The sequence below is a fragment of the Kocuria dechangensis genome (assembly GCF_014636775.1).
In the GTDB taxonomy this organism is placed as follows: Bacteria; Actinomycetota; Actinomycetes; order Actinomycetales; family Micrococcaceae; genus Kocuria; species Kocuria dechangensis.
The window spans coordinates 47,114-68,917 of the sequence record NZ_BMEQ01000007.1; the positions used below are offsets into that span (position 1 = coordinate 47,114).

The 21,804-nt window shown below is 74.6% G+C and carries 19 protein-coding genes and 1 tRNA gene; 7 read left to right on the top strand and 13 right to left on the bottom strand.

The annotated features are described in order from the left end of the window. Positions 1-16: 16 nt before the first annotated feature. From IEW07_RS08565 to IEW07_RS08580, 4 genes are all read right to left on the bottom strand, one after another. On the bottom strand, positions 17-685 hold the full coding sequence (locus IEW07_RS08565; RefSeq protein WP_188536247.1) for a response regulator transcription factor: 669 nt from the start codon (positions 683-685) through the stop codon (positions 17-19). Continuing rightward, on the bottom strand, positions 682-2,340 hold the full coding sequence (locus tag IEW07_RS08570) for a sensor histidine kinase (RefSeq protein WP_188536249.1): 1,659 nt from the start codon (positions 2,338-2,340) through the stop codon (positions 682-684). Before IEW07_RS08570 ends, IEW07_RS08565 begins: the two co-directional genes overlap by 4 nt. 111 nt (positions 2,341-2,451) lie before the next feature. Then, positions 2,452-4,317 carry a DEAD/DEAH box helicase gene (locus IEW07_RS08575; protein ID WP_188536251.1) on the bottom strand — a complete coding sequence of 622 codons (1,866 nt, stop codon included), beginning with the start codon at positions 4,315-4,317 and terminating at the stop codon, positions 2,452-2,454. A gap of 248 nt (positions 4,318-4,565) precedes the next feature. Next, complete coding sequence (locus IEW07_RS08580) at positions 4,566-6,032, bottom strand: DUF2079 domain-containing protein (RefSeq protein WP_229741671.1); 1,467 nt, start codon at positions 6,030-6,032, stop codon at positions 4,566-4,568. Between the two features lie 100 nt (positions 6,033-6,132). Between IEW07_RS08580 and IEW07_RS08585 the strand changes: the two genes are divergently transcribed. After that, positions 6,133-7,119, top strand: coding sequence for a DNA-3-methyladenine glycosylase family protein (locus IEW07_RS08585; protein ID WP_188536253.1), 987 nt, complete (start codon positions 6,133-6,135; stop codon positions 7,117-7,119). 112 nt (positions 7,120-7,231) lie between these two features. After that, the gene (locus IEW07_RS08590; protein WP_188536255.1) at positions 7,232-7,951 is read left to right on the top strand and encodes a VIT1/CCC1 transporter family protein; all 720 of its coding nucleotides are present in this window, start codon (positions 7,232-7,234) and stop codon (positions 7,949-7,951) included. Between the two features lie 81 nt (positions 7,952-8,032). Here IEW07_RS08590 and IEW07_RS08595 read toward each other — a convergent pair whose 3' ends face one another. Beyond that, positions 8,033-8,410 carry a thioredoxin family protein gene (locus tag IEW07_RS08595; protein WP_188536257.1) on the bottom strand — a complete coding sequence of 126 codons (378 nt, stop codon included), beginning with the start codon at positions 8,408-8,410 and terminating at the stop codon, positions 8,033-8,035. A gap of 125 nt (positions 8,411-8,535) precedes the next feature. On the opposite strand from IEW07_RS08595, the gene IEW07_RS08600 reads away from it, so the two are divergent. Then, complete coding sequence (locus tag IEW07_RS08600; protein WP_188536259.1) at positions 8,536-9,585, top strand: LLM class flavin-dependent oxidoreductase; 1,050 nt, start codon at positions 8,536-8,538, stop codon at positions 9,583-9,585. A 146-nt stretch (positions 9,586-9,731) separates the two neighbouring features. Here the strand turns inward: IEW07_RS08600 and IEW07_RS08605 are convergent. Both IEW07_RS08605 and IEW07_RS08610 read right to left on the bottom strand, forming a co-directional pair. Beyond that, positions 9,732-9,813, bottom strand: a tRNA-Tyr gene (locus IEW07_RS08605). Positions 9,814-9,920: 107 nt separating this feature from the next. Next, a complete protein-coding gene (locus IEW07_RS08610; protein WP_188536261.1) occupies positions 9,921-10,244 on the bottom strand; it encodes a hypothetical protein in 324 nt (107 codons plus the stop codon). 144 nt (positions 10,245-10,388) lie between these two features. On the opposite strand from IEW07_RS08610, the gene IEW07_RS08615 reads away from it, so the two are divergent. Then, on the top strand, positions 10,389-10,880 hold the full coding sequence (locus IEW07_RS08615) for a YajQ family cyclic di-GMP-binding protein (protein ID WP_188536264.1): 492 nt from the start codon (positions 10,389-10,391) through the stop codon (positions 10,878-10,880). A 99-nt stretch (positions 10,881-10,979) separates the two neighbouring features. On the opposite strand, the gene htpX is transcribed toward IEW07_RS08615, so the two are convergent. Both htpX and IEW07_RS08625 read right to left on the bottom strand, forming a co-directional pair. Next, on the bottom strand, positions 10,980-11,864 hold the full coding sequence (htpX, locus tag IEW07_RS08620; protein ID WP_188536266.1) for a zinc metalloprotease HtpX: 885 nt from the start codon (positions 11,862-11,864) through the stop codon (positions 10,980-10,982). Positions 11,865-12,002: 138 nt separating this feature from the next. Further along, a complete protein-coding gene (locus IEW07_RS08625; RefSeq protein ID WP_188536268.1) occupies positions 12,003-13,874 on the bottom strand; it encodes a zf-HC2 domain-containing protein in 1,872 nt (623 codons plus the stop codon). Between the two features lie 278 nt (positions 13,875-14,152). On the opposite strand from IEW07_RS08625, the gene IEW07_RS08630 reads away from it, so the two are divergent. Next, positions 14,153-14,638 carry a Fur family transcriptional regulator gene (locus tag IEW07_RS08630; protein ID WP_188536270.1) on the top strand — a complete coding sequence of 162 codons (486 nt, stop codon included), beginning with the start codon at positions 14,153-14,155 and terminating at the stop codon, positions 14,636-14,638. Between the two features lie 15 nt (positions 14,639-14,653). Here the strand turns inward: IEW07_RS08630 and IEW07_RS08635 are convergent, their stop codons facing one another. Then, the gene (locus IEW07_RS08635; protein ID WP_188536272.1) at positions 14,654-16,096 is read right to left on the bottom strand and encodes an SseB family protein; all 1,443 of its coding nucleotides are present in this window, start codon (positions 16,094-16,096) and stop codon (positions 14,654-14,656) included. A 246-nt stretch (positions 16,097-16,342) separates the two neighbouring features. Here IEW07_RS08635 and IEW07_RS08640 point away from each other — a divergent pair, with 246 nt between their 5' ends. Further along, positions 16,343-17,608, top strand: a complete 1,266-nt coding sequence (locus IEW07_RS08640; RefSeq protein ID WP_188536274.1) for a DUF6882 domain-containing protein — start codon at positions 16,343-16,345, stop codon at positions 17,606-17,608. Between the two features lie 21 nt (positions 17,609-17,629). After that, a complete protein-coding gene (gene rarD / locus IEW07_RS08645) occupies positions 17,630-18,562 on the top strand; it encodes an EamA family transporter RarD (protein ID WP_229741673.1) in 933 nt (310 codons plus the stop codon). A gap of 109 nt (positions 18,563-18,671) precedes the next feature. Here the strand turns inward: rarD and IEW07_RS08650 are convergent, their stop codons facing one another. From IEW07_RS08650 to IEW07_RS08660, 3 genes are all read right to left on the bottom strand, one after another. Beyond that, a complete protein-coding gene (locus IEW07_RS08650) occupies positions 18,672-18,821 on the bottom strand; it encodes a methionine/alanine import family NSS transporter small subunit (RefSeq protein ID WP_188536276.1) in 150 nt (49 codons plus the stop codon). Next, complete coding sequence (locus IEW07_RS08655) at positions 18,818-20,647, bottom strand: sodium-dependent transporter (RefSeq protein WP_188536279.1); 1,830 nt, start codon at positions 20,645-20,647, stop codon at positions 18,818-18,820. Before IEW07_RS08655 ends, IEW07_RS08650 begins: the two co-directional genes overlap by 4 nt. A gap of 93 nt (positions 20,648-20,740) precedes the next feature. After that, complete coding sequence (locus tag IEW07_RS08660) at positions 20,741-21,796, bottom strand: polyprenyl synthetase family protein (RefSeq protein WP_229741674.1); 1,056 nt, start codon at positions 21,794-21,796, stop codon at positions 20,741-20,743. Between the last annotated feature and the right edge of the window lie 8 nt (positions 21,797-21,804).

Consider the following 21,804-nt stretch of genomic DNA (forward strand, 5'->3'; position numbering starts at 1 on the left):
CTCAGAGGCGGGCGGCTCAGAGGCGGGCGAGCCGGTAACCGGCGCCGCGGACCGTGACGATCCGCTCGGCGCCGATCTTGTTGCGCAGGTAGCGCACGTAGACGTCCACCACGTTTGAGGACCCGTCGAAGTCGTAGCCCCACACCTTGTTGAGCAGCTGCTCCCGGGTGAGCACCTGCCCGGGGCTCTCCAGGAAGGCCCGGGCCATGGCGAACTCGCGGGCGGACAGCTCGATCTCGCGGCCCTCGACCACCGCGCAGCGGGTGCCGACGTCGAGGGACAGCCCGCCGCAGCTCAGCTCCTCCTGCGCCGCCCCGGCCGGGGCGCGGTCCCGGAGCCGGGCCCGGACCCGCGCGAGCAGCTCCTGGAACCGGAAGGGCTTGGCGAGGTAGTCGTCGGCGCCCTGCTCGAGGCCGGCGACGGTGTCCTCCACGGAGTCGCGGGCCGTGCACATGATCACGGGGAGGGTGAAGCCCATGGAGCGCAGCACGGAGAGGACCATGAAGCCGTCCATCCCGGGCAGGCCGACGTCGAGGACCACGAGGTCGAACTCGCCGGTGCTCGCGTAGTCGAGGGCGGTGGGGCCGTCCTCCACCACGGTGGTCGTGTAGCCCGCGGCGCGCAGGCCCTTCTGGATGAAGCGGGAGATCCGCTCCTCGTCCTCGGCGATGAGGATGCTGGTCACGGGGTGGTCCTCCGGGTCGGGTGCGGGACGGGAACGGCCGGCGGGCCGTTCCCGGGACGGTCTGCAGAGTGGTCTGCGAGGTGGTCTGCGGGGTCGTCCGCGGAAGGATCTGCGGAGTGGTCCGCGGCAGAGTGGTCCCCGGCGACGTCGCCGGGGAGGCCGTCGGGGGGCGCGGCGGGCGGGTGCTCGGGCAGCCGGAGCGTGAACGTGGAGCCGTCGCCGGGGCTCGAGCGCAGGCCCACGCTCCCGCCGTGGCCGTGGGCGATGGCGGCGACGATCGACAGGCCCAGCCCGGAGCCCTCCACCGTGCGGCCGGTCTCCGCGCGGCCGAAGCGCTCGAAGATCCGCTCCTGGTCCTCCGGGGCGACCCCGACGCCGGTGTCCCGCACCCACACCTCCAGGGCCCGGCCGTCCGCGTCCGCGGCCCAGGCGGCACCGAGGGCCACGACGTCGCCGGGCGAGGAGAACTTCACGGCGTTGGCGGCGAGCTGGACCACGGCCTGGGTGAGCCGCTGCTCGTCGGCCACCACCAGTCCTCCGGCCCGGGCGTCGAGCTGCCAGCGGCGGTCGCCGAGGGCCCGCAGCCGCTCCAGGGTGGCGTCGAGCCACGGCCCCACGTCGACCGGGGCGGGGCGGATGAAGTCGGCGCGCTGGGCCCGAGCGAGCAGCAGCAGGTCCTCCACCAGGCGGTTCATCCGCTCGATCTCGTCGAGCAGCAGGGCGCGCGTCTCCGCCACGTCGGCGGGGTCCTGCTCGTCCATCAGCTCGAGGTTGCCGTGCAGGATGGTCAGGGGGGTGCGCAGCTCGTGGGCGGCGTCGTCGAGGAACTTCCGCTGCTGGACGAAGGCCGTCTCGATCCGGCCGAGCATGCTGTTGAAGTTGACCGCGAGCTGCCCGACGTCGGAGTCGTCCTGCGTCACGGGCACCCGGCGGCCGAGGTCCTCGGGGCTGATCTGCTCGGTGGCCCGGCGCAGGCGGGTGATGGGGGCGGTGACCCGGCCGACCATGACGTAGGCGCCCATGCCGGCCAGGACCGTCGAGAGGGCGGCGATGCCGGTGTAGCGCCACAGGGACTCGAGGACGATGTCCCACTGCGCGCTCATGTCGTTGCCCACCACGAGGTAGCCCTGCCGGGGGTCCTGGTCGAGGCGCACGGAGATCACGCCCAGGCGCAGCACGCGCCCGTCCTGCTCGTGGTCGAAGACGACGGTCCGCCCGGGCTCGGCCCGCTCCCGCACCGCCGCCAGCGTGGCGGGGTCGTCGAGCTGGAACCGGGACCGGTCCGCGTGCTCGAACACCGGCTCCCCGTCCACGAGCACGAGGATGCTCTCGTACTCCCCCGGGACGGTGGTGGTCATGTAGGTGTAGAAGAGCTGGGCGAGGTCGGTGAACGGCACCTCCGCGGGCGCGTCGAGGTCCTCGGACGGGGGCGCGTCGGGCCCGAGGGGGCCGCGCTGCGCGAGCCGTTGCAGCTCCCCGGCCTCCTGCAGGATGTCCTGGCGCACGGACTCATCGGCGTCCAGCAGGCGCAGGTAGTGGGTCAGCCCGCCCACCAGGACGAGCGTGCCGGCCAGGACGGCCAGGGTCGTGGCCAGCGCACGGCTGCGGACGGAGTTCAGCTCCGTCCGCACCCTCTCCCAGCGCGAGCCCGACATGCGCCCACCCTAGCGGCGGCACGTGAGAGGGGGATGAGCCGTGCGGCCCATCCCCCTCCGCGCACCCGTCACGGGTGCGCCCGGCGCCGCCGCGGCGGCGCCACTACCGGATCAGTAGCTCTTGTGGCGCGGCTTGCGGAACGGCTTGTCGCCGTCGCGGTCGGTCCGCTTGCCCTGGTAGCCGCCGCGGGACTCCCCGCCGCGGGCGGGGCCGTTGCGGCGCGGCCGGTCCTGGTAGGAGGACGTGCCCTTGGGGCGGCCCCGGCCGCCGCCCACGGGGCCGTGGTCGGCCTCGAGGTGGATCAGCTCGCCGTTGATCCGGGTGCCGGCGAGCCGGTCCAGGGTCGAGGCGGGCAGGTTCTCCGGCAGGCCCACGAGGGTGTGCGTGGAGCGGATGTCGATCGCGCCGATCTGGCCGCCGCTGAGGCCGCCCTCGTTGGTGAGGGCGCCCACGATGGAGCCCGGCGAGACACGGTGGCGGTGCCCCACGGCGAGCCGGTACGTGGCCATGCCCTTCTCCACGCGCGGCTCCCGGCGGGGGCCGCCCTCGCCCTCCCGGTCGGAGCGGCCGCGCTCGCGGTCGCGGGAGCGGGGGGCCGGCTCCGGCAGCTCCTCCACGAAGAAGGGGCGCCCGCCCTGGGCCATCACGGCGATCGCGGCGGCGATCTCCACGGCGTCGACGTCGTGCTCGTCCTGGTACTGCTCCACGAGCTCGCGGAACTGCGTCAGGTCCTCGGACTCCATGGTGTCCGTGATCTGCTGCGCGAAGCGCTGCTTGCGGGTCTGGTTCACGTCCTCGGTGGAGGGCATCCGCATGAGCTCGACCGGCTGGCGGGTGGCCTTCTCGATGGCCCGCAGCAGGTACTTCTCCCGCGGGGTCATGAACAGGATGGCCTCGCCCGAGCGCCCGGCGCGGCCGGTGCGGCCGATCCGGTGCACGTAGGACTCGGTGTCGTGGGGGATGTCGTAGTTGACCACGAGCGAGATCCGCTCCACGTCGAGGCCGCGCGCGGCGACGTCGGTGGCCACGAGGATGTCGATCTTGCCCTCGCGCAGGGCCTCGACGGTGCGCTCGCGCATGTTCTGGGGGATGTCGCCGTTGATCGCGGCGGCGGCGTAGCCCCGGGCCTTGAGCCGGTCGGCGACCTCCTCGGTGGCGGCCTTGGTGCGCACGAAGACGATGACGCCGTCGTAGTCCCCGACCTCGAGGATCCGGGTCATGGCCTCCATCTTGTGGGAGCCCATGACCTGCAGGTACCGCTGGCGGGTGTTGGTGCCGGTGGTGGTCTTGGCCTTGACCGTGATCTCCTGCGGGGAGCGCAGGTACTTCTTGGCGATCTTGCGGATGGCCGGGGGCATGGTGGCGGAGAACAGGGCGACCTGCTTCTCGGCCGGGGTCTGGCTCAGGATCTCCTCGACGTCCTCGGCGAAGCCCATGCGCAGCATCTCGTCGGCCTCGTCGAGGACCACGTACTGCAGGTGGGACAGGTCCAGGGACCCCTTCTTGAGGTGGTCGATCACGCGGCCGGGGGTGCCGACGACGACCTGGGCGCCGCGGCGCAGGCCGGCCAGCTGGGGGCCGTAGGGGGAGCCGCCGTAAACGGGCAGGACCGTGAAGTCCTCGAGGTGGGTGGCGTAGGAGGAGAACGCCTCGCCGACCTGGAGGGCGAGCTCGCGGGTCGGGGCGAGCACCAGCACCTGGGTGTCGCGGGAGACGCCGTTGACGTCGGAGAGCTCGGCGAGCCGGGACAGCGCGGGCACCGCGAAGGCCGCGGTCTTGCCGGTTCCGGTCTGGGCCAGGCCCACGACGTCGTTGCCCTGGAGCAGCACCGGGATGGTGGCGGCCTGGATCGGCGTGGGGGTCTCGTAGCCGATGTCGTCGACGGCCGCGAGCACACGGGGGTCGATCCCGAGCTCGGCGAACGTGACGCTGGGCTCGTCGGCGGTGTCGGGGGTCACGGGGGTGTCAGCGGTCATGCAGGTGCCTCGTTCTGTGCGGGTGGCGGCCCGGGACGGTACCGGGTGGGGTGCCGGGGGCGTCGGCCACGGTGGGTGTCCGGACGTCCCTGCCAACCACTGGGTTCCCGCCTGCGGCGGGAGCGTCGGACACGGCGCGGGCGTGCCGCGCGCCGAACACGATGCGCCTTGGGGGCCATCGCGTTGCACGAGAAAGTGAGGGAGTGACCGGATTCGGTCCTGTCAGTCTAGCGCACGCGGTGCCGCGCTCAGCCCTGCCGCCGCGCGACCACGAGGTGCTCCTCGTCACGCACCACCGCGTAGGGGGCGCCGTAGTGCTGCTCCGCCCACCCCGCGACGTCGGCGGGCGGGTTGCCGCCCCAGGTGGCGCCGAGCTGGTCCACCACCACGTAGTCGGGCGGCGGGTCCCCCTCGTTACCGAGCCAGTGGACCGTCGTGGTGGGCACGAGGTGGTGCATGAGGGTCAGGTCCGTGCCCACGCTCGCCCCCGCCGGGACGGCCGCGACGACCGCCGCCTTGGTCCGCGCCCGCGGGTCCGCCGCGTAGGCGGCGGGGTCGGCAAGGTCCGCCAGGGGGCGGCCGGGGACCAGCAGGAGGGCGACGGCGAGGGCGAGCCACGGACCGGCCCCGGCGAGCCGCCGCAGCCCCGGCCGCGGGTCGCGGCGCAGCCGCAGGACGGCGTCCAGCAGGGCGGTGAGGACCACCGGCATGAGCACGGCGCTGTAGTGCCACTCGGTGCCCCAGTAGCCGTGGTTCGGGGAGAGCATCCGCCACAGCAGCGTCGGCAGGGCGACGAGCACGAGCGGCGAGCGCAGGGCGATCCCCGCGCCGACGAGCAGGACCGTGAGCCAGGTCAGGGCCTTCTGCGCGGGCACCACGAGGGACACGAGCGCCCCGAGGGGGTCGGCGAGGGCGGCGCCGGGGTCGAGCCGGTCGGCGTAGGCGAACTCCCCGCCGGGGTTGAGGGCGGGCAGCACCACGGCCACCGCGAGCAGGGACCAGGCCGCGCCCCACGCCGCGAGCGAGAGCCCCAGCAGGACCGGCCGGCGGTCCCCGCCCGCCTCGCGGTGGGCCCGCCACGCCAGGACGAGGCCGAGGACCGCGACCGTGACCCCGAGGTCCTCCTTGACGAACGCCACGGGGGCCGCCCACAGGGCCGCGGCCGTCCAGCGGCCCTCCACCAGGGCGCCGAGGGAGAGGGCGAGCAGCGGCAGCGCGAACGCGACCTCGTGGAACTGCACCGCCACGGCCGCCTGCAGCCCGAAGCTCAGCCCGTAGGCGAGGCCGAGGGCCCCTCCCGGGGCGGTGCCGAGGCCGCGCACCGCCGAGCGGGTCAGGGCCCACGCCGACCCCGCGACGAGGACGTCCTGGACCACGACCAGGGTCAGCGCGGAGGGGAAGAGGGCGTAGACCGGGGCCAGCAGCACGAGGATCGGGTGGAAGTGGTCGCCCAGGAGGTTGTAGCCGTGGCCCTTGATGGGCACGAGGGGGCCGTCCCCGGCCGCGTAGGACCTGGCCAGCTGGGTGAAGATGCCCAGGTCCCAGGACGGGACCTCCCAGCGGTGCCACTGCAGCAGGGACCACCACAGGTACAGCACCAGCACGAGCGCGGCCACGGCGAGGGGCGTCCACCGCGCGCGCCGGTCCGCCGGTGCCGGGGCGGCACCGGCGGCGGTGCTGAGGACGGTGCTCACGGCGTGGGGCGCGGCGCTCACGGCACGGGCCGGCGGGCGGCGGTGGAGGGCATGGGCGGAGGTTCCTCGGGTGCCGTCCGGGCGGGGCGCGGACGTCGGACAGGACTGCCATCATGGTCTCATGCCGACTCCCGCCGCCCCCTCCGCGCCGCCGCGCCCGGTCGCGGACGGCGAGCTCGTGTGGGACCCCGCGGGCCCCCTGCACCTGGGACAGACCCTCGGCGTCCTGGCCCGCGGCGCCGGCGACCCGGTGGTGCGCGTGCTCGCCCCGGACCTCGTGTGGGTGGTGGCCCGGACACCGGCCGGGCCGGTGTCGGCGTGCTTCTCCCGGACCGGTCCGGGCGGGCCGCTGCGGCGCCCCGTGCGCGTGCGCGCCTGGGGCCCGGGGGCCGCGGAGTTCCTGGCCGAGGCCCCGCGCTGGGCCGGGGCCGAGGACTCCTGGGTGCGCTTCGAGGCCTCGGACGCGTTCCGGGCCCTCCCCCACCCCCTCCGGGCGGCCCGGCACCACCACCCCGGCCTGCGGCTGCCGTCCACCGGGCGGGTCCTGGACCGCGCGGTCGTCTCGGTGCTGGAGCAGCGCGTCACGGTGCGGGAGGCCGTGGCCGCCCACCGGCTGCTGGTCCGCCGGCATGGCGAGCCCGCCCCCGGCCCGGCCCCCGACGGGATGCGCGTCCCGCCCACCGCCGAGGCGTGGCGGGCCGTCCCCGTGTGGGAGTGGCACCGCGCCGGGGTCGACGGCGCCCGGGCCGCCACGGTCCGCCGCGTCGCCGAGCGGGCCCCGGCCCTGGAGCGGCTCGGCGGCGCGCCCCTCGACGCGCAGCTGCACCGCGCGCTGCGCTCGGTCCCGGGGCTGGGCCCGTGGACCGTCGCGGAGATCGTCCAGTGCACGCACGGGGACCCGGACTCGGTGAGCGTCTTCGACTTCCACCTCGCGTCCTCGGTCTGCTGGTTCTTCGACCGCCGCACCGGCGACGACCGCCGGATGCTGGAGCTGCTCGAGCCGTGGCGCGGCGACCGGCAGCGGGTCGTGCGCCTGCTGCGGGCCTCCGGCTTCCGCAAGCCGTCCTTCGCGCCCCGGCTGCACCCCGAGGACCACCGCCGCCGGTGATCCCCCGGCCGGTGCTCCGCGTGCCGGTGGTCCCCGTGCCGGCGCTCCCCCGGCCGGTGAGGCAACCCTGTCCTAGCTGGCACGGCGCCGCCCGCGCGCGTTCAATGGAGCCATGACCTCCGAACACGTGATCCAGGAGCCGCACGCCGCGGGCTACACCGAGCGGATGAACAAGCTGCGCGCCGGTGTGCTCGGCGCGAACGACGGGATCGTCTCGGTCGCCGCGGTCGTGGTCGGCGTGGCCGGCGCCACGTCGAACACCGGCGCGATCCTCACGGCGGGACTCGCGGCCCTGGTGGGCGGCGCCCTGTCCATGGCCCAGGGCGAGTACGTGTCCGTGTCCAGCCAGTCGGACTCCCACCGCGCCCTGATCGCCAAGGAGGAGCGGGAGCTGATCGAGATGCCCGAGGCCGAGCTCCAGGAGCTCGCGGAGATCTACGAGGCCAAGGGCCTGTCGACCGCGACCGCCCGGCGGGTGGCCGAGGAGCTCACCGAGCACGACGCCCTCGCCGCGCACCTGGACGCGGAGCTCAACATCGACCAGGAGGACATCGTCAGCCCCTGGAACGCCGCGGTCGCCTCCGCGGTCTCCTTCTTCATCGGGGCCCTGCTGCCCATGCTCGCCATCCTCCTGCCGCCCGAGCAGTGGCGGGTCCCGGTGACGTTCGTCGCCGTGCTCGCGGCCCTGGGCCTCACCGGCTGGCTGGGCGCGAAGCTCGGCGGGACCCCCGAGCGGGGCCGCGCCGTGGTCCGGATGGTGGTGGGCGGGGCGCTCGCCCTGGTCGCCACGTTCGCCATCGGCTCGCTGCTCGGCGTCACCGGCGTCGTGTGAGCCCCACCGCCCCCACGACGACGGCACCCCCATCTCTGGATTGAGGTGGGGGTGCCGTCGTCGTGCGTGGTCCGGGGCCGGTCAGGCGTTCGGCGCGTCCTGGGTCTGCTTGGCGACCTCCGCGCGGACCTCCTCCATGTCGAGGCCCTTGACCGCGTCGATCACCTGGTCCAGGGCGGCGGCGGGCAGCGCGCCGGGCTGCGAGAAGACGAGGATGCCCTCGCGGAAGGCCATCAGCGTGGGGATCGAGGAGATCTGCGCCGAGGCGGCCAGCATCTGCTGGTCCTCGGTGTCGACCTTGCCGAACACGATGTCCGCGTGCTTCTCGGACGCGGCCTCGTAGGTCGGGGCGAACTGCTTGCAGGGGCCGCACCATTCGGCCCACCAGTCCAGCAGGACGATGTCGTTGTCGGCGATGGTCTGGCCCAGGGTCTCCTGAGTGATGTCAACGGTAGCCATGCCTCCAGCCTACGGACCGCGCGGGAGCCCGGACAACGGTTTCACTCGTGGCTCAAGACCGCCCCCTTCCCCGCCGCGCCGCGCTCCCTAGACTGGGGGCGGACCCGTGCACCCGGAGGCACTCCATGAACTTCGAGATCGGCATCTTCTCCCTGGGCGAGGTCGCCCCCGACCCCGCCACGGGCTCGCGCCCGGACAACAGGCAGCGGCTGCGGGACATCATCGAGCAGGCCGAGGCCGCGGAGCACGCGGGGCTGGCCGTGATGGGGGTGGGCGAGAGCCACGGCTCGGACGTGGTGGCCACCTCCCCCGTGGTGCTGCTGTCCGCCATCGCAGGCCGGACGCGCCTGCTGCGCCTCACCACCGCGGTGTCCGTGCTCACCGTGGCCGACCCGGTGCAGCTCTACGAGCAGATCTCCATGCTGGACAACATCTCCGCCGGCCGGGCCGAGATGATCGTGGGCCGGGGCGCCTCGGAGCCGGTGCTGCGCTCGCTCGGCATGGAGGGGCCGGACTCCGACGCGATCTTCGAACGGAAGCTGCTCCAGCTGCTGCAGGTGCTCGAGCGGAACCCCGTGACCTTCGACGGGGCGCTCACGCCCCACGTCGCGGACCTCGCCATCGAGCCGCGGCCCCTGCAGGAGCGGCTCCCCGTGTGGGTCGCCTGCTCCGGGACCGTCCGCTCGGCGGTGCGGGCGGCGGAGCTGGGCCTTCCCCTCGCGCTGCTCCGCACGCACGGCCCGATCTCGGACGCCGTGCCGCTCGTGGAGGCCTACCGGCAGGCGCTCGGCGAGTCCGGCAGGGACACCGCCACGCCCGTGAGCCTCAACGTCCCCGGCTTCGTGGCGCGCACCGCGCAGCAGGCGCGGGAGGCGACCTACCCCTACTTCGCGGGCGGCACCCGCAGCCACGGGCGCATCCGCTCCGAGGACCCGCCCTGGACCCGGGAGGAGTACGAGCAGGAGTGCGAGCCCGGCGGGTCGCTCGTGGTCGGCGACGTCGACGAGGTCGTCGGGAAGATCGTGGAGCAGCAGCGGGCCCTCGGCCACCAGCGGCTGCTGCTGCGGATGGACGCGGGCGGGATCCCGCACCACCTGACGATGGAGGCGATCGCGCTGCTCGGCACGGAGGTGGTGCCGCGGGTGCGCGCCGCGCTGGCGCCGGAGATCCCCTGACCGGACGTCCTGCGCAGACCTCCCGGACGGAGTTCCCGGGCAGGAGTCCCGCGCGAGTCCTGCGCAGGAGTGCTGCGCGGGAACGACGAACGCCCCGGACCTGGTGGTCCGGGGCGTTCGTGGTCGACGTCCTGCGACGTCACCGGTGGCAGATGAGGGATTCGAACCCCCGTAGGCATTGCCAGCTGATTTACAGTCAGCCCCCTTTGGCCGCTCGGGTAATCTGCCGGGGTGCCGATCCAGGACCTCACGGGCCGGGATCGTGGCCCCCGCGTGCGGGAGCACTTCAACAGTACAGAAAATCGACCGGGATGCGAAATTGCCGCGGCACCGGCTCAGCAGGCGATCTTGCGGTACACCTGCTCCAGGAACGAGGCCGCCTGGGTCTCCGTGATCTCGCCGTGGGTGACGGCCTCCGCGAGGTCCTGGGCCACGCCCGCCAGCCGTTCCGCGACGTCCGGGTCCAGGTGGGCGGTCGCCGGGCCGACGGACCCGACCGAGCGGTGCGGGGGCGCCTCCACCGTGGCCGCCGCGGCGGCCGGGGACAGCCCCAGGCTCATCAGCAGGACGGCCGCCAGAGCGGTGGCCGCCGCAGCGGTTCCGCGCCGGGACCGAGCCGAACCGGGCACCACGTCGTCGGGGTCCATGGTTTTGCTCATGCCACCATCCTCGGAGGCCCACCTGAACGGATCCTTGAGCGCAGGTCACGAAACGGTGACGGAGGCCTCCCGGTAAAGTGGGCCGCAGTCCCGCGGGCGGCGCCGTGCCGCCCGCCCCCGTGGTTCCCCAGCACAGGAGGCAGCATGGCCAGCGATTCCTCGTTCGACGTCGTCAGCAAGGTCGACAAGCAGGAGGTGTCCAACGCCCTCAACCAGGCCCAGAAGGAGATCGCCCAGCGCTACGACTTCAAGGGCGTGGGCGCGGAGATCGACTTCTCCGGCGAGAAGATCCTCATGAAGGCCAACTCCGAGGAGCGCGTCAACGCCGTCCTGGACGTGTTCCAGTCGAAGCTCGTCAAGCGCGGCATCTCCCTGAAGTCCCTCGACGCCGGCGAGCCCTTCGCCTCCGGCAAGGAGTACCGGATCGAGGCCTCCGTCAAGGAGGGCATCGCCCAGGACCAGGCCAAGAAGATCACCAAGCTGATCCGCGACGAGGGCCCCAAGGGCGTCAAGGCGACCATCCAGGGCGACGAGCTGCGCGTGTCCTCCAAGTCCCGCGACGACCTGCAGGACGTCATCGCGCTGCTCAAGGGCTCCGACCTCGAGGTCGACCTGCAGTTCATCAACTACCGCTGAGCCCTCTTTTCCCGACGACGACGGCGTCCCCCACCCCGCGGGTGAGGGACGCCGTCGTCGTTCTGCCGCGGCGCTCCGCGCGGGGCGGGGACGGAGGGGTCAGCGGCGGCCGAGGCCGGCCATGCCCTCGAGCCGGGCCACGCGGTCCGACGTCGGCGGGTGGGTGCGGAACAGGTTCGACACCCCGCCGTTGCGGAAGGGGTTCGAGATCATCAGGTGCGAGGTGTTGACGAGCCGCTGGTCGTGGTCGTCCATCGGCCGGGCGCCCGTGCCCAGCTCGATCTTGCGCAGGGCCGAGGCCAGCGCCAGCGGGTCGCCGGTGAGCCGGGACCCGTCCTCGTCGGCGTCGTACTCGCGGGTCCGCGAGATCGAGAGCTGGATGACCGTGGCCGCGAGCGGCGCCAGGAACGCCATGAGCAGGCCGACCAGCGGGTTGCCGCGGTCCCCGTCCCGCCCGCCGCCGAAGATCGCGGCGAACTGCAGGGCCTGGGCGGCGGCGGTGATGATGCCGGCGACGGCCGCCGCGATCGAGGACGTCAGGATGTCCCTGTTGTAGACGTGCATGAGCTCGTGGCCGAGCACGCCGCGCACCTCCCGCTCGTCGAGCAGCTGGAGGATGCCCTCGGTCACGCACACGGCCGCGTGCTCGGGATCGCGGCCGGTGGCGAACGCGTTGGGGCTCAGCGTGGGAGCGATGTAGAGCGCCGGCATCGGCTGGCCGGCGCTCTGGGACAGCTCCCGCACGATCCGGTGGTAGGCGGGCGCCTGCTGCTCCGTGATCGGGATGGCCCGCATGGAGCGCAGCGCGATCTTGTCGCTGTTCCAGTAGCTGTACGCGGTCGAGGCGAGGCCGATGAGGGCGAAGAGCCAGATGAAGAGGCTGCTGCCGGTGCTGCTGGCCACGACCCAGCCGATGGCGAGCAGCACCGCCCACAGCCCGCCGAGGAGCAGGACGGTCTTGAGGCCGTTGTTGTGGTTGTGCATCGCGGGCGCGACTCCTTCCGCCGGGGCAGGGCTGCTGTCCAGTCCAACCCCGGCGGCCCCACTGCTCTTCCCGCCAGGGCGCGCGTCGGCGAGTTCACAGCGGACTCCCAGCAGGCCCTCGGATCGACTGCGGCCGCGTTACGGCGAGCCGGAACCTCCGGGGAGGGCGGGGTCCAGGAGGCTCGGCCGGGGGGTCGCCGGGGCCTCGAACAGGGTCGGCTCCGGCGTGCCTGGCAGCGGGACCTCGCCGGTCGGCGGGGGCGCCGCGACGTCCTCCAGCGGCACCGGGGACTCGACCGCGGGTTCCGGGGACGGCGCGGGCGGGGACTCGACGAGCGGGGCGGGGGACGTGGTGCCCGGGGCGGTGGCGTCGGGGGTGGCGGCCCCGGGAGTGGCGGCGCCGAAAAAGGTGGTGCCGGGGACAGCGGCGGAACCCGTCGGCGCCGAGGACGGCGTGGCCGAGGCCGCTCCCCCGGAGACGGCACCCGGCGCCGGGCCCGGCAGGACGCCGGTCGCCGGTCCCGGCGCCGTCTCCCGTGCCGTCTCCCGCGCCGTCTCCCGCGCCGGCCCCGGCAGGGTGCCGGGGAGCGGTGCGGCCACCGGTCCGGGGACCTGCGCCACCACCCTTCCGCCGCCGGCGGACCGGTCCTCGGCCCCCGGTCCGGCGGGCGTCCGGCCGGCGGGCGGCGGGGTGCCGATCGCGCCGTCGGCCTGCGCCTCGTCGCCCGGGTCCGCACCCGTGCCCGCGAGCCGGTCCGGGGCCCGGCCGGACCCGCCGGCAGGGGCGGACGGAGCGCCTGCGGAGGGCTCGGCCACGGGCACGGACAGCCCGGGATCGGCCGTGCCCGGCCGCTCTCCGCGCGATCGGTCGCGGGAGCCGTCGTCGTCGCCCTCCCCTGCCTCCGGGGCGTCCGTCCGGGACGCGGAGGCGTCGGCGGCAGGGGTCCCGGCCGCCAGGGTCTCGGCCGCCAGGGTCTCGGCCGCGGGGGCCTCGGCCGGCGGGATCTCCCGGTCCGAGGGGCGCGAGGCCTCGAGGTCCGACCCCGTGTTCCAGGAGACGCCCACGCCGACGAGCACAGCCGCCGCGAGCGCCCCGGCGGCGGCGAGGGACCGGACGCCCCGATGGGGGCGCACGGGGTCCGGCGCCGAGGCGATCGCCGCGAGGGGCGGGTGGGCCTGCGCGGCGCGCCGTCTCCCCGACTCGCGGCCCGCGGCGGACAGGAGGTGCGCGAGCTCCTGCGCCTCCGGCCCCCACGGCGGCACCCCCGCCAGCACCGGGAGCACCCAGGTGCGCAGGCCGTGGCCGATGTCGTCCCGCCGCAGGTACTCGGCGGCGCAGTGCGGACACGTCCCGAGATGCGCCCGCAGGGCGCCGGCGCGCGGCGCGGGCAGGGCGTCACGCAGCAGCGCGCCGAGGTCGGCGGTCCAGCTCGCGCAGTCGGGGCCGGCGGGCCAGGTGGCCCCCTCCTCGCGGTAGGCGTGGCGCAGGGCCCCCGCGGCGTCCCCGTGGAGGGAGGACGCGGCGGCGGGCGTGAGCCCCAGCAGGGCTGCGGCCCGGTCCGGCGGCAGGCCCGCCACCTCGGTGTGCCAGAGCACGGCCTGCGAGCGCTCGGGCAGGCCGGTGAACGCGCGGGCGACCGGAGCCGCCCCGCCGCGCAGGAGGAGCAGGTCGGCGAGGTCCTCGACCGGCCGGTCCGGGCCGGCTCCCGCACGCCGCGCGGCCGCGTGGAACCCGACGGCGGCCACGAACCAGGCGTCCGGGAAGACGCCCGGTCCTCCGCCCCTGTGCAGGGCGCGGTGGGCTCCGCGGAACACGTCGGCGGCGAGGTCGTCCCCCCACGGGCCGGGTCCGAGGTGCGCGCGGGCCACCGCCCGGGCCGTGGCGCTGTGCCGGGCGCGCAGGTGGGCGAAGGCCCCGATGTCCCCGGACCGCACCGCCGCCAGCAGCGCCTCGTCGGTGGGGAGCCCCGCGTCGGGCGGCCCTGGGGCGCGGTGGTCGGGATGGGGCATGGCGTCTCCGGGGCGTGGTCGGGAAGCTCCGCTCGGAGCTTCGACGAGGTCCGGGGGTGCGGCAGGAGCCCGCCGTGGCGGCACGGCCACGCGCTCCGGTTGCGACGGCAACTCGGACCCCAGCCCCCCGGCTCGTTGCGTGCGCAGGTCCGGGCACAGTGTATCCGCGGATCACACCGCGGCCCGGGCTCGCGCGTCACGTTGGGGCCGCCGCACCCCGCCCGCCGGGTGTGACGGCGGCTATTGTGAGTACGTCGTGATAACGCTACGGTGGCCACATGCAGACAACGGAACGCCCCGCACCCGAGGACGCCGGCCGGGCCGCCGCGTGGTCGGACCGGCTGCGCTCCTCCGGCCGCCGGGTCACCAAGCAGAGGCTGGCCGTGCTCGACGCGGTCGACCACCACCCCCACTCCACCGCCGAGGACGTCGCCGCCGCCGTGCGCACCGTCCTGCCCGCCATCACGGTGCAGTCGGTGTACGTGGTGCTCTCCGACCTCACCGCCGTGGGCCTGCTCCGCAAGTTCGAGCCGCCCGCGTCCCCCGCGCTCTACGAGACCCGCACCGACGACAACCACCACCACGCGTACTGCGTGCGCTGCGGGACGGTGGCCGACGTCGACTGCTCGGTCGGCCACGCCCCCTGCCTGACGCCCTCCGAGCACCACGGCATGCAGCTGCTCTCCGCCGACGTCGTCTACCGCGGCGTGTGCGCGAGCTGCCTCGCCGCGGAGGCGGAGTCCCCCTCACCCGTCGAGGGCTGACCGCCCCCGCGCGGCTCAGCCGCGCCCCGGCCCCGTCCCGTCGGCGGGCCCGGCGACGTCCGTGGTCCCGTCCTCCGCCGGCGCGTCCTTCCCCTGGACGTCCTCGCCCTTCTCGTTCTTCTCGTCCTGCTCGTTCTGCTCCACGAGCGCGAGCAGCTCCCGCAGCTGCTCCGCGGTCAGCGTGGCCACCGGCGGCTGCGCGTTGACGCAGACCTTGGCTGCCCCGGAGTCGAGGGCGAAGCGCAGCGCCTGGCGGGAGGGCGCGGAGCGGATCTCGAGCGTCGGGTCCAGCACGGCGACCTCGGCCGCGGACGTGAACAGCAGCAGCGTGTCCGGCGTGGCCCCCTCCTCCTGCGGCTTCGCGTAGATCGGCACGGCGCGCCCGTCCTGCACCCGCGTCCCCAGCAGCAGCACCGCGTCCGGGGCGAGCAGGCCGGCCAGCAGCTGCGACATGTTGTTGTCGAGCATCGCGGCCTTGACGACGTCGTTGCGCGGGGAGCGCATCGCCCACTCCACCTGCGGGCGGCTGATCCGGCAGCCCTTCCGGGCCGGGTCGATCACGACGTGGTCGTACTGCGGGTCGTCGGCGACCATCTGCAGCACCCGCACGGCGGACTCGCGCAGCAGCACCGGCTGCCCGCCGTCCTGGTGGGAGCGCTCGAACATGGCCTGCGCCTCCGCCGCGGAGGTGTAGGCCGCGAGCGAGCGCGTGCCGTCCGGCTCCCCGAGCGCCTGGACGCGCAGCTGGGACTCCGGGCCCACCTTCTCCCCGTTGGGCCCCTCCACGAGGGTGCTGGCGGTGACGTCGAGCAGCAGGGTCCCGGCCATGCACTGGCGGATGACCTCGATCATCCGGGCGTTGTCCGGGGCGCTCGCGAACCGGTCGATCGCGGCGCGCGCGAGGGGGTGCACCACTCCCTCGCGGTCGGCCTCGGGCTCCGCGCCGGGCTCCAGCTCGGGCAGCTCGACGCCGTCCCGTGCGGCCAGCTCGGCGGCCCAGGCCGGGATCCGGGTCCGGGTGCGGGGGAAGCGCTCGAGGTGCTGCAGCACGTCCTGCGCCGTGAACGGCCCCTCGTCCCCCCAGGGGCGCGGCTCGCCGTCGAGGTCGTAGTCCGCCCCGATGCGATAGGTGGGCTCGGGCCACCCCTGGGCGAGGATCACCACGGTGGCGGTGAACCAGGTGCCGCGGCCCCGGACGTAGGAGCGCTCCCGGAGCTGCTCGACCGTGGGCAGGACGGCGCTGCCCTCCTTGATGGGGCCGGCCGTGCCCGGCAGCACCTGGTCCCCGCGGTGCTCCCGGACCCGCAGGTGCACGCGCCCGCCCTGGAACTTCAGGTCCACGACCATCCGGTCCCAGCCGGGCTCGGTGCGCAGGACCGACAGGATCCAGGTGGCGATCGTGTTGAGCAGCTCCTGCCGGCCTGGTCCGGTGGACGGGGTGGCGGTGGTCTCGCTCATGGACGGCTCGTTCCCGGCCCGCGGGGGCCTGTTCGGATCGGGGTGGACGGGGGCCGGCCCGGGGCCGGAGGCGGCGCCGCAGGACTCCTGCGGCCTCCCGCCCAGCCTACCGACCCCGCTCCTCGCGCCGGGGACCCGGGGCCCGTGCCACGCGCCCCGGCGTCCGCCGGGGGGCGCCGTGGCGGGACCGCGGGCACGGGCCGGGGTGACGTTCGTGCACCCGCGATGATTGCTAGCCTGGGAGGCATGACGAAAACGCTGCAGGACTTGATCGACGAGTCGATCTTCATCTCCACCGAGTACCAGGCCAGACTGGCCGAGCTCACCCAGGGCGCCGGGTGGGACGTCGACTTCTCCGCCCCGGCGTTCACCCTGCAGACCGATCCCCCCGTGACCCTCACCCCGTACCTGCTGGGCACCGACTCCGCTCCCCGCGGCTCCTGGATCTGGGCCTGGCAGGAGCTGGGCCACTTCCCCGCCGTGGTCGTCTCCGCGGCCGTGCAGGCCCGCGAGGCCGGCGAGCGGCTGGGCGTCGAGGAGCTCTCCACGGACGAGCTGCCCGTCGCGGACGGCCTGGCCCGCCGGCTGACCCTCGCGGCGAAGGCCGTGACGGGCATCTACGCCCACTACCCGGCCACCGCCGGCGGCGGGGTGACCGCCTGGCTGCTGCTGGACGGCCCGGAGTTCGAGCTGCCCGACCTGACGGTCGAGCGGATGATGCGGGTGATCGCCGAGGCCCTGACCACGGACACCGCGGTGGACCACAACCTCGCCGTGGACTCCTACGCGAAGCTCCGCGGCGCCCACGTCGAGTGGGACACCGCGGCCACCTGCGTGGTGACCGTCTCCGACGGCGCGCAGCGCTTCTGGTTCGACGACCACCAGATCTCCGGCGTCGAGCCCGCCGAGCCGTCCGTGGGCCCCGAGGTCCTCGCCGACCTCGCCGCGGCCGCCCGCGAGCGCGCCGCCCTCCTGCGCGAGGACCGCGCCGCGGCGGAGGCCACGGCGGCCCGCCTGGAGTCGGGGCCGAAGGCCGCCGCCCAGCCGGCCCGCGCCGAGCAGCCCGAGCCCCTCGAGGTGCCCGACTTCGTCGAGACCGAGCACGCCGGGCCCGCGCACGCCGAGCCCGCCCCGGAGGAGGCCCCGGAGCCCGTGGCCGCCCAGTACGCCGGCTCGGCCGACACCGACCTGCCCTTCGACCAGGAGCCCTCCGACCGCGAGGTCCGGCCCGGCCGCGTCAGCACCACGGTCGTCCCCGGCCCCGAGGCCGTCCGGGCCGAGCCCGCCCGTCCCGCGGCGGAGCCCGCCGCCGAGCGCACGGTCGAGCGCGCCCCGGAGCCGGTGCAGGAGCCGGCCCAGGAGCGGGAGGTCGAGCGCGAGGTCGTCGCCGGCCCCGCCGTCCCGGGCGGCCCCTCCGCCGAGCCCGTGGTCGAGGGCGAGGAGACCGAGGAGGAGCGCGAGGAGCAGGGCGAGCGGAAGAAGGGCTTCTTCAGCCGGTTCTTCGGCCTCTGACCCAGGGCGGTACCCTCGAGCGTGACCGCATACAACATCGCACCCGGCCCGGATCCCGCCGCACAGGCAAGGACCCGGGCCGGTCTGCTGGCGGGCTTCGGGGCCTACGGGCTCTGGGGCCTGCTCCCGCTGTACTTCGTGCTGCTGGATCCGGCGAGCCCGACCGAGATCGTCGCGCTGCGCGTCCTCTTCTCCCTGGTGTTCTGCCTGCTGCTGCTCGCGGTGACGCGGCAGCTCGGCCCCCTGGGCCGGGCGCTGCGCGCGCCCAGGACCCTCGGGGCCCTGACCCTGGCCGGCGCGCTCATCGGCGTCAACTGGTTCCTGTACACGGTGGCGACGACCACCGGGAACACCCTCGAGGCGTCCCTGGGCTACTTCATCAACCCGCTCGTGGCCGTCCTGCTGGGGGTGGTGGTGCTGCACGAGCGGATGCGCCCCCTGCAGTGGGCCGCCATCGCCGTGGGCTTCACCGCCGTGGTCGTCATGGCGGTCTTCTACGGCCAGGTGCCGTGGCTCGCGCTGGGCCTGGCCTTCTCCTTCGGCTTCTACGGGCTGGTCAAGAACCTCGTGGGCGGCTCCTACCCCGCGATCGTCACCCTGACCGTCGAGACCATGGCCCTGGCCCCGGTGGCGGCGTGGGCGGTCGGGGCCCTCGCGGCGGACGGGCGGCTGACCCTGGGCACGGAGGGCCCGTCGCACCTGCTGCTGCTCCTGGCCTCCGGCGTGATCACGGCCGTGCCGCTGATCCTCTTCGGGGTCGCCGCGAGCCGCCTGCCGCTGAGCACCGTCGGCATGATCCAGTACCTCGCCCCGATCATGCAGTTCCTCATCGCCGTGCTGGTGCTCGGCGAGCTCATGCCGTTCGTGCGCTGGGTGGGCTTCGGGTTCGTGTGGCTCGCGGTCCTGCTGCTCGTGCTCGACGCGGCGCGCGCGCCCCGCGCCCACCGCGCCTGAGCCCTCCCCGGCAGGAGCCTGCGGCGCCGTGCGCCGCCCCGTGCGAAGGCCCCCGGCGCCGTGCGGCGCCGGGGGCCCTCGCCGTCCCGGGACGGGCCCGGGGCGGGGGTCAGGTGGTGCGCACGTAGTCGTCGGCGCCGAAGCCCTGGTCGTTGTCCGGGACCTCGGGCGAGCGCCGCAGGTGCAGCACGGCGGCGATGAAGCCGCCCCACACCGTGACCATGGCGACGATGAGCATGACGATGGCGGCAGTGGTCATCGGGGGTCCTCCTCGGTTCGGGCGGGATCGGTCGTCCCGGCCGCGCCGGACGTCCAGGGCGCGGTGGCGCCGGTGCCCGCGGTGGTGCCCGGAGCGGGTGCCCCGGGGGTGTCCGGGGCGGCCGGCTCGGCGGCGTGCCGGCCGGGGGACGCGTCGGCCCCCTCCTCCACGGTGCGGTAGGAGAAGTCCTGGCCCAGGGCCGGGGTGCGCAGGGCGGTGTCCGACCACCGGGCCAGCGGCTGGTCGCCGCGCATCCGGTGCCGGTCGACGTGGGCGTCCAGGATGGCCGGGGAGGGGCTGAGGTCCGAGGCCGCCGACGACGCGGGCCACGGCAGCCGCGAGAGCAGCAGCGCGATGATCACCAGCCCGATGGCGGTGCCCCAGCCGAACGTGTTGACGAACCACGTGGGCATCCCGCCGTAGCCCTCAGCCAGGGTGGTGGTGAGCGTGTTGATGAGGATGTAGCCCAGCACGATCGGGGTGACCCCGCCGACCATGACCATCCACGTGCGGCCCAGCGTGAACGAGGACACCGAGTTGAGGTGGTCGCGCAGCGTGGGCAGCGCGGAGAAGCCCGCGGTGAGCAGCATGACGGACACGAGGGCCGCGGCGACGATGCCGAACTGGTTGACGAAGTTGTCCGTGACGTCCAGCAGGTTCAGGCCGGTGGTGGTGGTGAACAGGGCCAGGGAGATGAGCGCCATGGGCACGACCACGCCCAGCACCGCGGTGCGGCGGCGCAGGCCGAGCTTGTCCTGGGCGGCGGCCACCACGACCTCGACGATCGACACGAGCGAGGTGAAGCCGGCGAAGGTCAGCGTCGCGAAGAACAGCACGCCGATCAGCGTGCCGAAGGGCGCCTCGGAGATGATCGTCGGGAACGCGATGAACGCGAGGCCGATGCCGGAGGTCGCGACCTCGTCCACCCCCACGCCGGCGACCCCGGCCATGAAGCCGAGCGCGGCGAACACGCCGATGCCGGCGAGGATCTCGAAGCTCGAGTTGCCGAAGCCGACCACGAGGCCCGAGCTGGCGAGGTCGGTCTTGGGCTTGAGGTAGGACGAGTAGGTGATCATGATGCCGAAGCCCACGGACAGCGAGAAGAAGATCTGGCCGTAGGCGGCCACCCACACGGAGCTGTCCGTCAGGGCCGTCCAGTTGGGCGTGAAGAAGGCGTTGAGCCCGTCCGTGGCGCCGGGCAGGGTGAGGGCGATGACCACGATCACCAGGAACATCAGCACGAGCAGCGGGATCAGCACCAGGTTGACCTTCCCGATGCCGTTCTGCACCCCCAGCAGCAGCACCACGAGGAGCGCGAGCCACGCGATGGAGGTGGCGAGCAGCACGCTCGGGACGAACTCGAGGCCGACGGTGACCTCCTCGGAGGTCTTCAGGACGTCCGAGAGGAAGAACGTGCCGGGGTCGTCGCCCCACGCCTTGCTGAACGAGAAGGTCGTGTAGAGCATCGCGTAGCCCAGGATCACGGCGTAGTAGACCGCGATGACGAAGCTGATCCCCATCTGCCACCAGCCGATCCACTCGGTCTTCGGGTGCAGGCGGCGGAAGGCCAGGGGCGCCGACGCGCGGAAGCGGTGGCCGATCCCGTACTCCAGCATGAGCAGCGGCAGGCCGGCCGTCAGCAGCGCCACGAGGTAGGGGATGAGGAAGGCGCCGCCGCCGTTCTCATAGGCGATGTACGGGAAGCGCCAGATGTTGCCCAGGCCGACCGCGGAGCCGATGGCGGCCAGGATGAAGACGGTGCGGCTGGAGAACGCCTCGCGGGGCGCGCGCTGGGCGGGAGCGCCGGGTGGGGCCTGTTGGGTCATGGGGTCGTCCTCGGGTGCGTCGGATGGTCGTGCGAACGGCACCAGGCTAGTCCCAGTGGACGCCGCGACACACCGTGGGCGGCCGCGGCCGGCTCAGGCGTCGCGGTGGACCACGGCGTGCGCGAACGCCACGAGCGCCCGCTTCGCCACCGAGTCCGGCAGCGGCGCGAGGGACGCGATGGCGTCGTCGGCCCACTGCCGGGCGATCCGCCAGGCCTCCTGCGTGGCGGCGTGCGCGGACAGCGCGGCGACGGCGCGCTCGAGGGCCTCGTCCGTGCTCAGGTCGGCGTCGAGCAGCGCGACGGCGCGCGCGGCCTCGGCGTCGCCCTCCTGGGCCATCCGCCGGAGGATGAGGACGGGCAGCGTGGGCACGCCCTCGCGCAGGTCCGTGCCCGGGGTCTTGCCGGAGACCGCGTCGGCGCCGGTGACGTCGATGACGTCGTCGGCGAGCTGGAAGGCGATGCCCACCTTCTCCCCGTACTCGACCATGACGTCGACGACGTCCTGCGGGGCGCCGGCGAGCACCGTCCCGAAGTGGCCGCAGGCCGCGATGAGGGAGCCGGTCTTGCCGGCGAGGACGTCGAGGTAGTGCTCGAGGGGGTCCTGCCCGGCGCGGGGGCCGACCGTCTCGTGGAGCTGGCCCAGGACGAGCCGCTCGAAGGTGTCCGCCTGGATCTTCAGGGCCCGCTGCCCGAGCTCGGAGACCATGGAGGAGGCGCGCGCGAAGATGAGGTCGCCGGTGAGGATCGCCACCGAGTTGCCCCACACGGTCTGGGCGGTCGCGACGCCGCGGCGCAGGGGCGCGGAGTCCATGACGTCGTCGTGGTAGAGCGTGGCCAGGTGGGTGAGCTCCACGACCGCGGCGGCCTCGAGGACGGCGTCGTTGACGCCGCCGCCGATCTCCCCGGCGAGCACGGTCAGCAGCGGGCGCACCCGCTTGCCGCCGGCCTGGAGCAGGTGGCGGGAGGTGACGTCGGCCAGCTGGTCGGTGCTGCGCACCGCGTGGTCCAGCCGCTCCTCGATCCGGCCCAGCGCCTGCAGCACGACCGGCCCCAGCCGGTCGTCGGAGGCGATGAGGTCGAAACCCGCGGGCAGCTTCACCTGATCGGTGGCGGGGCCGCCGGCGCTCGGGGAGGAGGATTCAGTCACGGTCCACC

Excerpts from the sequence above, each read along its gene's own strand:
- IEW07_RS08570 (WP_188536249.1), bottom strand. The coding sequence starts at position 2,340 with ATGTCGGGCTCGCGCTGGGAGAGGGTGCGGACGGAGCTGAACTCCGTC.
- IEW07_RS08575 (WP_188536251.1), bottom strand. The coding sequence starts at position 4,317 with ATGACCGCTGACACCCCCGTGACCCCCGACACCGCCGACGAGCCCAGC.
- IEW07_RS08585 (WP_188536253.1), top strand. The coding sequence starts at position 6,133 with ATGCCGACTCCCGCCGCCCCCTCCGCGCCGCCGCGCCCGGTCGCGGAC.
- IEW07_RS08590 (WP_188536255.1), top strand. The coding sequence starts at position 7,232 with ATGACCTCCGAACACGTGATCCAGGAGCCGCACGCCGCGGGCTACACC.
- IEW07_RS08595 (WP_188536257.1), bottom strand. The coding sequence starts at position 8,410 with ATGGCTACCGTTGACATCACTCAGGAGACCCTGGGCCAGACCATCGCC.
- IEW07_RS08600 (WP_188536259.1), top strand. The coding sequence starts at position 8,536 with ATGAACTTCGAGATCGGCATCTTCTCCCTGGGCGAGGTCGCCCCCGAC.
- IEW07_RS08610 (WP_188536261.1), bottom strand. The coding sequence starts at position 10,244 with ATGAGCAAAACCATGGACCCCGACGACGTGGTGCCCGGTTCGGCTCGG.
- IEW07_RS08615 (WP_188536264.1), top strand. The coding sequence starts at position 10,389 with ATGGCCAGCGATTCCTCGTTCGACGTCGTCAGCAAGGTCGACAAGCAG.
- htpX (WP_188536266.1), bottom strand. The coding sequence starts at position 11,864 with ATGCACAACCACAACAACGGCCTCAAGACCGTCCTGCTCCTCGGCGGG.
- IEW07_RS08625 (WP_188536268.1), bottom strand. The coding sequence starts at position 13,874 with ATGCCCCATCCCGACCACCGCGCCCCAGGGCCGCCCGACGCGGGGCTC.
- IEW07_RS08630 (WP_188536270.1), top strand. The coding sequence starts at position 14,153 with ATGCAGACAACGGAACGCCCCGCACCCGAGGACGCCGGCCGGGCCGCC.
- IEW07_RS08635 (WP_188536272.1), bottom strand. The coding sequence starts at position 16,096 with ATGAGCGAGACCACCGCCACCCCGTCCACCGGACCAGGCCGGCAGGAG.
- IEW07_RS08640 (WP_188536274.1), top strand. The coding sequence starts at position 16,343 with ATGACGAAAACGCTGCAGGACTTGATCGACGAGTCGATCTTCATCTCC.
- IEW07_RS08650 (WP_188536276.1), bottom strand. The coding sequence starts at position 18,821 with ATGACCACTGCCGCCATCGTCATGCTCATCGTCGCCATGGTCACGGTG.
- IEW07_RS08655 (WP_188536279.1), bottom strand. The coding sequence starts at position 20,647 with ATGACCCAACAGGCCCCACCCGGCGCTCCCGCCCAGCGCGCGCCCCGC.